The following is a 12,022-nucleotide window of genomic DNA, read 5'->3' as shown; positions in this document are numbered from 1 at the left end:
ACGTGTTGGCGTGCATACTCAGGCGTGCCGGGGGCCGACTGAGGAAACCAGAGGTGGGGGTTCGGTGTTACGCGTCCATTTCAGTGGACTCGATCTGGCCCGCGTACGCATTGCGGCGCGCCCGGACGCACTGTGGGAGACGGTCTTAAGCTTTCATCGACTACGTGACAGGCGTGATGATTCGACGTTCGGCAAATGGCGATCGGAAACACGTGGAAAGTTGAATGGCGAAGCGCGGCTCCTGGCACCGCTGGTGCCCACTCGCGGCTATTTTCCCGACTTCCTGACGCCCGCCGAAGGGCTCCTGGGGATGGCCGATGCGCTCGGTGCGCTGCGCGAGACGCCCGCCGTCCGGCTGCACGAGGAGCTCTCCCGGCTCTCCGCGGCCGCCCGCCCGCTGCCGTCCTGGATACGGGCGATGGCCGACGGCGACACCCGCTCTCTGGGGCGCCTCGCCGGCGTTCTGCAGCGCTACTACGAGGTGGCGGTCGCTCCGTACTGGTCGCGTGTCCAGGGCCGTATCGAGGCCGACCGCGCCGCCCGCGGCCGGGCTCTCCTCGACGGCGGGGCCGACCGGCTGCTCGCCTCGCTGCCGCCGATGATGCGCTGGCGCCCGCCGGTCCTGGAGGCCGACTACCCGGTCGACCGTGACCTGCACCTGGGCGGCCGGGGCCTGTTGCTGCTGCCGTCCTACTTCTGCCGCCGCACCCCGGTCACCTTCCACAACCCCGATCTGACGCCCGTCCTGGTCTACCCCGTGGAGCACCAGGCTCCGCGGCTCACTCCGCACACCGCGCCGGAACGTTGCCTCGGCCGGCTCGTCGGCCAGACCCGCTCCGCGATACTGCAGGGCATCGGCGTCGGGTGCACCACCAGCGAACTCGCCCGACGTGCCGATGTCTCGCTGGCCTCGGCCAGCCAGCACGCGACCGTACTGCGCGACGCCGGCCTGCTGACCACCCTGCGCCAGGGCAACGCCGTACTGCACACTCTCACCCCGCTGGGCGCGGCCCTGCTGCGCGGAGCACGGCCGGCGGAGGGGGCGGCCTATGAGCGGCTGGTGTGAGGTGGGGCGAGGCGGGGTGAACGTGGCCTCTCCTGCCTCGCGGCGCCGCCGCCCGGGTTAACTCCGTCTGGAATGAGGCCAGTTGGGCCGGGGAGTGGAGGCGGGAGAACCCCGAGGATAGCCGTGAACCACTCGCGCCCGGTCGATCCGGACCTGATTTCCGAAGGCAAATTGTCGTACGCTGCCGTCCTATCGGTCCACGGGGCGTCCCCGCCCGCCGGCGGCACCTCGGCGCAGCCGTAACACCACGTCGAGCGCCGGGCGTTCCCGGAACGTACGATCCGCCGCCCTGCGCTCTCGACCGTAGGGGTTCCGCCGACGGCCCAGTCGAACCGAACGACATCATCCGAATCGCCCTGGGCCGGGAGTGGATTGGTCTCCAACTCCCGCCAATTGGCGGTAAATTCACGTGCTGACCCGGAAGTAGGATGATGCCGGTGGAAGAACAACACCTTCCACTCCGGCGACGCCCTGCAACGCCCGTCCGGCGACGCCCGGTTCAGCGCCGTACGCCGTCCGCCCCTGCCTCAGTCATCGATTCCACTACGCTCCACCCCCGCGACGATGTACCGCTGGAGCAGCAGGAAGACCACCACCAGCGGCGCGATCGACACCCCCGCGGCCACGAACAGCTCATGCAGATTGAGGTTCTGCGCGGTGGTGAACGTGGACAGCGCGACCTGCACCGTCCAGGCTTCCTGGTCCTGCCCGATGACCAGTGGCCAGAGGAAGGCGTTCCAGGCCCCGATGAAGACAATCGTTCCGACGGCGGCGAACACCGGCCGGGAGTTGGGGACGACGATCCGCCAGTACGTCCGCCAGTGGCCGAGCCCGTCGACACGTGCCGCATCCTCCAGCTCCCTGGGGAAGCCCAGGAAGTACTGGCGGAAGATGAAGCACGCGAAGGCGCTGAACAGCGTCGGAATGATCAGCCCGCGCAGTGTGGAGATCCATCCCAGCGTCGATACCAGCACAAAGCTCGGCACGAACGTCACTGCCGCCGGCACCATCAGGGTGCCCAGAATCGCGTAGAACACGGCATTGGCGTAGCGGTACGGAATCCGGGCCAGGCCGTACCCCGCGAGCGAGGCCAGGACGACCGTGCCGACCGTCGTGGACACCGCGATTAGGGTGGAGTTGAGCAGTGCCCGTCCCAGGGGCAGGTTCGGATCCCGAAAGGCTTCGGTCAGATTCGACCACTGCAGGTCACGTGGGAAGAACGTCCACTCCGGAGCGGTGATGTCCTGTTCGGTCGCCAGCCCGTTCCGTACGAGCAGGTAGAACGGGATCAGGAACAGCAGGGCCAGCGCGACCAGCAGCACCACCCGCAACGCCCGTCCGGCCCTGGTCAGCGCATCCCCCATCGCCCCCTGTGCCACACCGTCCTTCGCCGCGTTCCGCAGCGCACTCCGCGCCGTCGCATCCCGCAGCGCACTCCGCGCCGTCGCGTTCCGCATCGCGCTCAGTCCTCTCCCTTGCGGCCGAGCCCGAACCACCGGGCCTGCACCACCGTCGCCAGCGCGATGATCAGCGCCAGGATCACCGCACCCGCGCTCCCCAGTCCGAGGTTCTGATCCTGTCCCAGCGCCGTGTAGTAGAGGTAGACCAGCGGCGGCCGGGCGTACGGCGGATAGCCGCGCGCATCGCTCAGCAGGTTGTAGAACTCGTCGAACGCCTGGAACGCGTTGATCACCAGCAGCAGGACCACGGCGACCGAGGTCGCGCGGAGCTGCGGGAAGGTGATGTTCCGGAAGGTCTGCCAGCCGGGCCGTGCGCCGTCCACCGCGGCCGCCTCGTACAGCTGCGGCGAGATCCGCTGCAGTCCGGCCAGGAACAGGATCATGTAGAACCCGGCCTGCAGCCACAGCCGTACGGTCACGATGACCAGCCAGTACCACGGCGGATCGGTGGTCGACAGCCAGGCGGTCTGGTCCGCCCCGAACCAGCCCAGCACCGTATTGGCCAGTCCGAAGCGCACCCCGTTGAAGATCGACAGCTTCCAGATCACCGCCGCGACGACATACGAGCAGGCCGTCGGCAGGAAGAACACCGACCGGAAGAAGGCCTGGGCGAAGCGCAGCCGGTTGACCATCAGTGCCAGCGCCAGCGACAGCGCATACGTAGCCGGCACGATGAACGCCGTGAACAGGACGAACGTCCCCAGGCTCCCCAGAAACGCCTCATCCCCGAGCATCGCGCCGTAGTTGCCGAGCCCTACGAAGTCCGATCCGGCCGGACTCACCGTGTTGTGCGCGTCGAAGAAGCTGAGGTACACGCTCCACGCCAGCGGCACGTACGTGAACAGCCCCAGTCCGATCGCGAACGGCCCGACGAACACCCAGAACCACAGATTCCGCCGCTGCGGCCCGAGCACCCGGGCCCCGAAGGGCCGGCGGGCGGGGCCGTGACCCGGTCTCCTTCGCTCTTGGCCGGGCCTCACTTCTTTCCGGCCGCGTCCCACTTGCTCTTGGCCGTCCCTCACTTGCTCTTGGCCGGGCCACACCTCTTCCTGGTCGTGCCTCACTTCTTCTTGACCCGCTGAAGCTCGGCATTCACCGTCCGCACCACGCCCTTCAGCTCAATCTCCGGGTTGGCCCCGCCCTTGATGATCCGGCTCAGCGCGTCCTGGTAGGCCGTACGGTCCGCGGTCGTCCACAGCAACGGCTCCGCATACCCGTGGTCCGTGGCGAAGCGCACCGCTTCGGCCGCCGCCCCCTTCTGAAGCTGCCGCGCCTTCTTCGCCAGCGAGATCCGCGCCGGGATGTGAAACCCGTACGACAGCGCGAAGTCCTGCTGGAAGTCGGTCCGGTCCACCCACAGCCACTTGGCGAACGCCTTCGCCTCCGCCTTGCGCCGGCTCCGCGCACTGACCGCGGCGCCGTACGCCCCCACAGGGACGGAAGGCCTTCCGCCGCCTCCGTCCCTGGGGAACGGCAGCACCCCGTAATCGTGCCCCACCGCCTTGTCGATCTGCGGCAGCGCCCACAGCCCCGACCACTGCATCGCGGTCAGCCCCTGGATGAACGCGGCCGGATCGGACCAGTCCGTAGGTGCCCCCAGCAGCAGCGACTTGTCCGCGTACAACTGCCGGATCTTCCCCAGCGCCCGCGCTGCCGCCGGGTCGTCGAACCCGGCCTTCCCCTCCGCGCTGATCAGACTGAGTCCCGCCGCGTACAACGGCGTTCCGCCCAGCACCCCCACCCCACCGTCGTTCCCGAGGAACAGCCCCTTGGTCCGCTGGGAGGTCAGCGCCTTTGCCGCATCCACCAACGCGTCGAGCGTCTCCGGTGGCTCCACCCCGGCATCCTTCAGCGCGCTCTTCCGGTAGTAGAGCAGCTGCATATCGATGGCCTGCGGGATGCCCCAGATCTTCCCCTGCCAGATCTTGGGCGCCAGCACGGTCTGCGGGAAGTCGTCCTTCACCGGCTCGACCTCGGCGGTGAGGTCGACCACCTGACCACCCTGGATCTGGTCCAGCAAGGGCCCGTTGACCTCAAAGACATCCGGCCCGGAGTCCGTGAGCAGCGCGGCGGCCGTCTGCCGGTCATAGTCCCCCGGCCGCCACTGCACACTGACCTTGGCCTTCCGGTACGCCGCCGCATACCGCTTCACGGCTTGCCCGGTTCCCGGCTCCCCGTACTGGTGGTACCACTGGCTGATCGCGGGCCCCGAACCTCCGCCGCCCCGCCCGGTGTTGGACCCGCATGCCGTGGCCACCGCCGCGCCCAGCGCGATCCCGCCGCCGGCCGCCAGCACGCGCCGTCTCCCCATCGCCGTCATGCCCGTCGCTCCCTGAGCTCGTCACCTGCCGCCTGTTGCCCGGCGTTGATCGTCGATCACTGCACGGTGCGACCGTCCACTCTGCCGCACAACCATGAAGCGCGTAGGGCAACCTCGCGAACTCGTCGCAGGGGCCCGTGCCGAGGGGTCTTCGGGGCGGGCGCCTTGGGCGGGGTGCCTTTGAATGGGGGCCTTTGGACGGGGCCTTTGGATGGGGTGCCTTTGAATTGGGTGCTTTACGTCGGGAATTCGCCTACCCAGCCGGCGTCGAGCAGGCCCTCGGGCAGGTACTCCGACTGGACCGTGAGGGTGAATCCGGCATCGAGGGCGAGGCAGCTGACGGCTGTGAGGCCGAGCGCGACGAGACCTTCCGGGTCGAGTTCGCGGTCCTCGTCGCGGGTCCAGTACTCCTTGTGCCACTCCACGGCCTTGGCGAGTTCGGTGTTGAACCGCTCGGCGTCCCCGCGGACGAGCTGCGTCAGCAGGTTCATCGGCGGATACATGAGCCGGAGGACGCCGCCCGCGGCAGCGTGCCGGAGAACCTCGGGAGCGGTGCCGTCCACGGCGGCCACCAGCTTGTCACCGAGCTGCGGTTGCCTCAGCCAGTACGCCCGGAGGGCTTCCACCCAGTCATAGAGGTACTCGTCGAAGACCGCGCCGGACTCGCGCAGCAGCGAGACCGGTACCTGGCACAGCTCAGTGATCCGCCGCTTGTCGCGGCATACGCACGCCAGCCAGAAAGCGGTGATCCAGTTGCCCGCGTGGGCCCAGGGGAGGGCGCCGGACCGCAGGGTGAGTTTCTTGTGGTCAATGGTGCATTCGACAGTGTCCGTGGTCGCCTGCGCCGAGGTGAAGAGGGCCGAGCCCAGCTGCATCGCCGTGACGCAGGCTTCCCATGTCTCGAGCTTCGCGGCCGCCGGGTCCCCGGCACAGCGCACATTGAAGACCCGAACGGCGGAAGCCAGCGCCATGGTGAACCATTCCGGATCTTCTCCGAGATCGTCGATCTTCTCCTGGAGATCCGGCTCCAGGACCTCCAGAAGATGACTCACATTCTGTGTCGGGTAATCATGTCGCGGGATCCTGGTCATTGTCCCCCTCCTCCTTCTTTTCCTTCTCGGTCCGGATATCGAACTGCTTCATGATGTAGCCATTGTGCTTCTTGCCGTCCGGGACTCCCTTGACCAGTACGTACGTGATCCGGCTGGGCTTGGCTTTCAGGGCCTTCTTCAGTTCTTTGGCCAGAGCCAATTCGGCCTTGGCGTGCGCGATTTCGGCGGGACTGTTCGCCTTGGCGAGGTTCCTGGTGCCCCGAGTCTCCATCTCGTGCAAGATTACCTTGAAGTATTCGCGGGTTCCTTGCTTGACCTGCGGGATGGTAGGACTCGTGGAGGCCTCGGAGTTCCCGGAGCCCTCGGAGTTCTCGGAGTTCTCGCGGTTCTCGGAGTCCTCTTGGCCGGTACGCTCCGCCCCCTCCTGCCGCTGGGCGCCTCCCTCATCTCGCCCGTGGTCGAGGTCTTTCACTCCGTGGGGGAGTCCCTGACGCTCGCCGAGTTCGGCTCTGGGTGACCCCTTGGCCTCGACGACGACGAAGTCTCCGTTCGGAAGCTTCCATACCTGGTCGAATCGGTTGTTTCCCGAGCCGCGGTCGTCCACGCGGACGGCGCCCTCGAAGTTTGCCGGGATGGCATGGTGCTCGGCGACATCCTCGCCGTAGTCCTCACTGGCCCGTGTCATCTTTCCGTGCAGCGGACTGTGCTCGGCATCAGCTGCGTCGAACGTCGCCTTGTTCTCCGGCGTCTTGTTCTTCTCGTAGGCCTCCTTCGCCTTCTTTCGCTTTTCGTGTGGCTCGTGGTCGTTGTCGATCGCCTCCTGGCGCTTTTTTGCCGACTCGTCGAGTTTCTTGAGGTTCTCCTTGGAGATGTTCTCGTCCCGTGCCCCGTCCTTCGCTCCGGAATCTATATACGTCTCCGGATCGGCATCCTCGACATCGCTCGCCAGCATCCATGGCCTGCTGGGATCGCCAGTGGGACGCAGCTTCGGCAACTTGTCGCCGTTTTCGTCCCGTGCGTCCTTGTCGTGTCGATGCCCGTCCTTTTCTCGGTAGTACTTCTTGAACCACTCCGGGTCCGTGTTGGCCCGCTCAAGCTGCTTGCGTCGCCTCTCCGCCTGATCGTCGGCGTCGTCCGGCCGGGCGCCCGCCGGGTCTGCAGGGGCTTGGTGCTCATCGGGGGAGTGCGGCTGCTCGTGCGCGGTGGACTCGGTGGGATGGGCCGGCGGTTGGTCGACGGTGGGCTTGCCGTAGATGAACGGGTTGGGGTCGTTGCGGAGCGCGTCGGCGAGGTGCTGCGAGACGTCCGCGCTGCCCTTCTTGGGCGTGCTGTTGTGCTCGCTAGGGGGAGTGGAGGTCTCTTGTTGAGTGGAGTTCTCTTGATGATCAGTGGGCGCGTGCTCGGGCTTGGTTTCGGCGGGGGCCTGCTGCTGGTTGGATTGCTGAGCGGGCCCGGGCTGCTGTTGGTGCGGCTGCTGGGCGTACGGGTTGGGCTGCTGAGATTGCTGGGTCTGTGCTTGGTGCTGGGGGGTTTGGTTCTGGGGGACGTGATTCTGGGGGGCGGCGGGGTCGAAGGGCTGGCGGTTGGCGTCGAGGACGAGGTGCCAGACGCCGACGGCCTCGGTGTTGATGGGCTGTTGGCTGACCTCACCGGTCTGGCTGTCGACCCATATGACGCGCCCGTTGTGGTTGACCGCGTTGAAGACGTGCGCACCACCGTCCTTGCCGTCGGCGGTCTGGGGCCAGGTGACCAGTACCGCGGCCGATGCGCCGTGCCCCGCCTGGCGGAGCTCGTTGGCTATGCGGTCATAGCCGTTCTTGGAATTCGGGCCGGAATTGCGGAACGAGGTCCCCGCCCACTGCTCGATGTTGGCGGTGCCGTTCCGCTCGCCGGATACGCGGTCGAGGCCGTCGGGGGCGTTCGGGTCCGGGTCGTAGGTGCGGACCGCGGACACCTGCGGATTGCCGTACCAGGACTCCATGAAGGAGCGCGTGCAGTCGGCGCAGTTGTTGGAACGTCCGGGAACCGAGGTTCCACCGTCGTTCTGGAACTGAACCCAGGGCTGGAACGGATCGTTGTACGGGCGCGGGGTGCCGTCCGGGTTCCGCGGGAAGTTCGCTGCCAGGGCCTGCTGGTCGTGGGGGAAGGGTGAGTACAGGCCGTTGGGCTGGACGTTGAGGCCGACTCGGACGTCCAGGTGGCTGCGGAGGTTCGGGGGCTGGGGGACCGGTGCCTGGTGCTGGTGCTGGTGGGGGAGGGGCTGGGTTGGGTTGGGATTCTGGTGGTGAGGGGTCTGTTGCTGCGGCTGAGGCTGGAGCTGGGGCTGCTGAGCCTGTTGCTGGTGAGGTTGATATTGAGGATGAGGCTGCTGGTGGGGGACGTTCGGGCTGGGGGCGGCGGGAGTCCGGGCGCCTGGGGTTGACGGAGCCTGCTCCGGGGTGTCGTTCCGGGGCCCGTCCGAGCGCGCCGGGCCAGGCTGCTGCGCCCCGTCCGGGCGTGGCGGGGTGGACTGCTGCGCGCCGTGGGGGCGGGCGGCGTCGGGCCGTGCGCTGTCGCTGTCAGGACGGGTGACGTCCGGGCGTGTGCCGTCGGGGCGAGGGGTGGTCGGGCTGCCCGGGGCTTGCGGTCGGGAGTCGTCCCTGCGGGGGCCGTCGAGGCGGGGATTGTAGGCCGGTCGGTCCGGGGTGGGCTGCTGGGTGTGGTCCTGGATCGCCTGGGAGCCGTCCGGGCGGCGGTTGGCGGGACGCCCACTGTTGTGGGACTGGGTGCTGCTGGGTGTGGTGGACGTGTTGCCGGCGCGGGACGGGGTGCCGGCGCGGGGCGGGGCGGCGGAGGCGGGGCCGGCCTGGTGCGGCACGCCGCCCGTCATCGTCGGGCCGTTGGCCGGGGGAGCGCTGGAGGGCGTGTGGTGGGGGGTGGGGGCAGGGGCGGCCGCTGGGGGGCTGGTGCCGGCGTCGGCGGTGGGCTGCGTGCGCGGGGGGAGGGTTGCGGTTCCGGTGGACTGGGTGGTGACGGCGGTGTTGTCGGGGGCGCTGGTGTCGACCGTGGGCATGGGGTTGCCCGGGGCCGGGTCACGTTGCTGGATCGGCTGGCCGGAGGACGGTGTGTGGTGGACGGGGGCGCCCTGCGGGGGTGTGCCGACGTGCGATACGGAAGGGCGGCCGCTGCCACCACTACCGGTGCTGGAGTTGTCCCCGTTCAAGGCTCCGCTACCGCTACCGCTACCGCTGCCGGATCCGTCATGAGAGCCGGCCGAACTGTCGCCGTAGGAGGGCGGGTTGCCGGGTACGGGGCCGGGAGCCGGTGCGGGGGAAGGCGACTGGGGCGCGTCCGGCTGGGGGGTGCGGTCCGGAGCGGGCTGGGTGCTGAGGGGATCCGGGGCAGGGGCCGGGCGCGCCGCGTCCGGGGTGTGGTCGGGCGTCGGCTGGGTGCGCGGCGAGCCCGAGTCCGAGTCCGGGCGGGATGTGTCCCGCCCGGCGCCGGAGTCGGGGGCGGCGCCGGAATCCGGGGTGGCACGGGAGTCGGCGGCGTGCGACCCGTCCGGGCTGTCGTTGCCGCCCCGGTAGCCCTCGTCGAAGGGAGAGCGCTGCTCCGGCGGCGGGAGGGGCTGGGCATCCGGGACGAGGTGCGGCGCATCCCCGCTGGTGGTGGGGCCTTCGGACGAGGACGGGCGGGTTCCGTGGCTGCTGTCTGCTCCGTCGGTGGAGCCCGCGTTGTCCGAGGCGCGGGGGGTGTGGCTGGTGGAGCCGCCGTCCGAGCTGTCCGAGCTGTCCGAGCCGCCTCGGCTGCTCCCGCTCGACGAGCTGCTGGACTCGCTGGAGCCGCCGGATGTACTGCCGGAGCCGGAGCTGCCCCCACTGGAGCCGTTGCCGGCGCCGCCACTGCTCGAGCCGCTGCCGCTGTCGCCGGAGCCGTATCGACAGGGGGTGCGCCTCCGCAGGTGGCGGCGAAGTATGAGGGTGACCAGAAGTGTCCGTGCATGATGGCCCGGTTGACACGGCCGGTGAACTCGTCGCGGAGCCTGCGGGCGGAGACGCCCATGAGTGAGCCGACCAGGTGCGAGAGGGAGACCTTCGGTGGGTAGTGCACCAACAGGTGGACGTGGTCGGTCTCACCGTTGAACTCGTGCAGCTCTGCGCCGAAGTCCTCGCAGATCTTCCGCGTGATCTCTTCGCGGCGGGTGAGCATGGCGTCATCGAAGACCCGACGGCGGTACTTCGGAGTGAAGACCAAGTGCGCGTGCAGCGTTATGGACGACGGTTCTTCCCCTGCGGATATCGGGGTTTGGCTCCCATCGAGGTGACATAGCTCTAGAGTCGCACTCGTGAAGATTGTTGTGTCCGTAAAGCTCCAGCCGACGCTTGAGGTGGCGTCGGCTCTGCGTGATGAGCTGCACGGCTGCAACCAGGGCGCCAACTGGGTGTCCGAAGTCGCCTACGCCACCTACAGGCTGAAGGCCCGTGAGTACGCGTTGCGGAAGCTGGTCTACACCGAGCTGCGAGAACGCGGCATCAAGTCGGCTGCCGCGCAGCAGCTCATCAAGAAGGTCGTGGATGCCTACACGACGCTGCGCGCCAACATCAAGGCCGGGAACCTCGGCCCCGAGGGCTCCAAGCGTCGCGTCAAGGCGGAGTCCAAGCCGATCGTGTTCCGCGAAGATGCGGCGCAGGCGTACGACCACCGCAACATGGGCTGGGACATCGACGCTCAGACGGTAGCCATCACCACCCGCACGGGGCGGATGAAGGGCATACCGTTCGTCTGCTCCCCCGAGGCCCTGAAGACGCTTGCCCAGTACCGCAAGGGCGAAGCCGACCTACTGTGCTGCGACGGCTCCTGGTACGTGATCGCCACATGCGATGTACCTGAACCGGAGGTGTACAAGCCGGATGGGTTCATCGGCGTCGACCTCGGCATCGAGAACATCGCCACCACCTCCACCGGGTACCAGGCCGCCGGGCGCAAGCTCAACCGCTACCGCAAGCGGCAGCTCTTCCTCCGCCAGAAGCTCCAGAAGAAGGGCACCAAGTCCGCCAAGCGGCTTCTGAAGAAGCGCTCCCGCAAGGAAGCGCGGCACGTCAAGAACACCAACCACATCGTGTCCAAGACGATCGTGACCGAGGCTGAACGCACCGGGCGCGGTATCTGCCTGGAAGAGCTCAAGGGCATCCGCAACCGGGTACGGCTCCGTAAGCCCCAACGGGTCGCACTCCACTCCTGGTCCTTCGCCCAGCTTGGAGACTTCATCGTCTACAAGGCTAAGCGGGCGGGTGTCCCGCTCGTCTTCGTCAACGCTGCGTACACGTCGCAGATGTGCTGCGAATGCCAGCACATCGACAAGTGCAATCGCGTGGACCAGGGACTTTTCACCTGCCGGGGATGCGGTGTCGTTGCGCACGCAGACCGGAATGCTTCCCACAACCTCGCCCAGCGCGGCGAGACCGTGTGGAATGCGGGGCGTGAGTCACGCGTCCCGGCCACCAGATCACAGGTCTGATGGCCAAGACGCGGGAGGCAACCTCACAGCCAGTAAGGCCCTACCTGCAAGCTCGGGGCTTCAGCCCCGAGAAGCTGACTTCAAGCCAGAACCCACCGTTCTCAGGCAGGTTCCCCAGGCGGATTGTCAGGCAGGTTCCTCTGGCGCAGACGGCGGTAGAGCTTCATCGCGCTGTCCGGCGGGAAGTTGGGTACGTACGTCACCTCGCCGTCGGCCTTGGAGATGATGACGTTGCTGCCGCCCGGCTCGGTGGGAGCGGCGGTGGGGTCTGCGCGCGGCGGCCAGCCCGCCTGGATCAGGTAGGCGATGTCGAATTCGTGGACGTGCAGGCTGGCCGGGCCGCCGGGCGAACCGACCTCGGGGTAGTGCTGCCGGCCGATTTCCAGCGCCTCGGCGTCATTCGTCGGCACGGGACGCGGTCCGGTGTCCGCCGGCTGCTGAGGGAGCGGGGGAGGCGTGGGCGGCAGGCCGGGGGTGCCGGGAGTACCAGGAGCGCTGCCCGCCTGGTCGGAATCGGTCATGGTGAGGTCTCCCTGGCGCTCATCTTGGTCGGTGGTGCTCAACCTTACTCACGCCAGGTGGCTTGAAATGGTTCACGTACGGTGCGGGCGGATGGCCGACCGGTGG

10 protein-coding genes and 1 pseudogene are annotated in these 12,022 nt (G+C 68.2%); 4 read left to right on the top strand and 7 right to left on the bottom strand.

The window, feature by feature from the left end; all coding sequences use genetic code 11:
- Positions 1–220: 220 nt before the first annotated feature.
- Positions 221–1,066: an ArsR/SmtB family transcription factor gene (locus ACFY12_RS26415; RefSeq protein WP_390718385.1), complete on the top strand. Its 846-nt coding sequence runs from the start codon at positions 221–223 to the stop codon at positions 1,064–1,066.
- A 527-nt stretch (positions 1,067–1,593) separates the two neighbouring features.
- On the opposite strand, the gene ACFY12_RS26410 is transcribed toward ACFY12_RS26415, so the two are convergent.
- The 5 genes from ACFY12_RS26410 to ACFY12_RS26390 form a co-directional block, all read right to left on the bottom strand.
- Positions 1,594–2,430: a carbohydrate ABC transporter permease gene (locus ACFY12_RS26410; protein WP_390718519.1), complete on the bottom strand. Its 837-nt coding sequence runs from the start codon at positions 2,428–2,430 to the stop codon at positions 1,594–1,596.
- Between the two features lie 98 nt (positions 2,431–2,528).
- The gene (locus ACFY12_RS26405) at positions 2,529–3,440 is read right to left on the bottom strand and encodes a carbohydrate ABC transporter permease (RefSeq protein WP_390718384.1); all 912 of its coding nucleotides are present in this window, start codon (positions 3,438–3,440) and stop codon (positions 2,529–2,531) included.
- 146 nt (positions 3,441–3,586) lie between these two features.
- The gene (locus tag ACFY12_RS26400) at positions 3,587–4,846 is read right to left on the bottom strand and encodes an ABC transporter substrate-binding protein (protein ID WP_390718383.1); all 1,260 of its coding nucleotides are present in this window, start codon (positions 4,844–4,846) and stop codon (positions 3,587–3,589) included.
- A 236-nt stretch (positions 4,847–5,082) separates the two neighbouring features.
- Positions 5,083–5,898, bottom strand: a complete 816-nt coding sequence (locus ACFY12_RS26395) for an immunity 49 family protein (RefSeq protein ID WP_390718382.1) — start codon at positions 5,896–5,898, stop codon at positions 5,083–5,085.
- Between the two features lie 16 nt (positions 5,899–5,914).
- On the bottom strand, positions 5,915–9,100 hold the full coding sequence (locus tag ACFY12_RS26390) for a toxin glutamine deamidase domain-containing protein (protein ID WP_390718381.1): 3,186 nt from the start codon (positions 9,098–9,100) through the stop codon (positions 5,915–5,917).
- Between the two features lie 76 nt (positions 9,101–9,176).
- Between ACFY12_RS26390 and ACFY12_RS26385 the strand changes: the two genes are divergently transcribed.
- Together ACFY12_RS26385 and ACFY12_RS26380 are read left to right on the top strand one after the other, a co-directional pair.
- A complete protein-coding gene (locus tag ACFY12_RS26385; protein WP_390718534.1) occupies positions 9,177–9,464 on the top strand; it encodes a hypothetical protein in 288 nt (95 codons plus the stop codon).
- Between the two features lie 147 nt (positions 9,465–9,611).
- Positions 9,612–9,881 carry a hypothetical protein gene (locus ACFY12_RS26380; RefSeq protein ID WP_390718533.1) on the top strand — a complete coding sequence of 90 codons (270 nt, stop codon included), beginning with the start codon at positions 9,612–9,614 and terminating at the stop codon, positions 9,879–9,881.
- Here ACFY12_RS26380 and tnpA read toward each other — a convergent pair.
- Positions 9,823–10,204, bottom strand: a pseudogene (tnpA, locus tag ACFY12_RS26375) (IS200/IS605 family transposase); the annotation flags it as partial. The gene ACFY12_RS26380 and the pseudogene tnpA sit on opposite strands and share 59 nt — an antisense overlap.
- Before the next feature lie 18 nt (positions 10,205–10,222).
- Between tnpA and ACFY12_RS26370 the strand changes: the two are divergent.
- Complete coding sequence (locus ACFY12_RS26370) at positions 10,223–11,395, top strand: RNA-guided endonuclease InsQ/TnpB family protein (protein ID WP_390718380.1); 1,173 nt, start codon at positions 10,223–10,225, stop codon at positions 11,393–11,395.
- A 101-nt stretch (positions 11,396–11,496) separates the two neighbouring features.
- Here the strand turns inward: ACFY12_RS26370 and ACFY12_RS26365 are convergent, their stop codons facing one another.
- Complete coding sequence (locus tag ACFY12_RS26365) at positions 11,497–11,916, bottom strand: hypothetical protein (RefSeq protein WP_390718379.1); 420 nt, start codon at positions 11,914–11,916, stop codon at positions 11,497–11,499.
- Between the last annotated feature and the right edge of the window lie 106 nt (positions 11,917–12,022).

The organism is Streptomyces sp. NPDC001339 (genome assembly GCF_042895955.1).
GTDB lineage: Bacteria > Actinomycetota > Actinomycetes > Streptomycetales > Streptomycetaceae > Streptomyces.
This window is presented reverse-complemented; position numbering and strand designations above follow the sequence as displayed.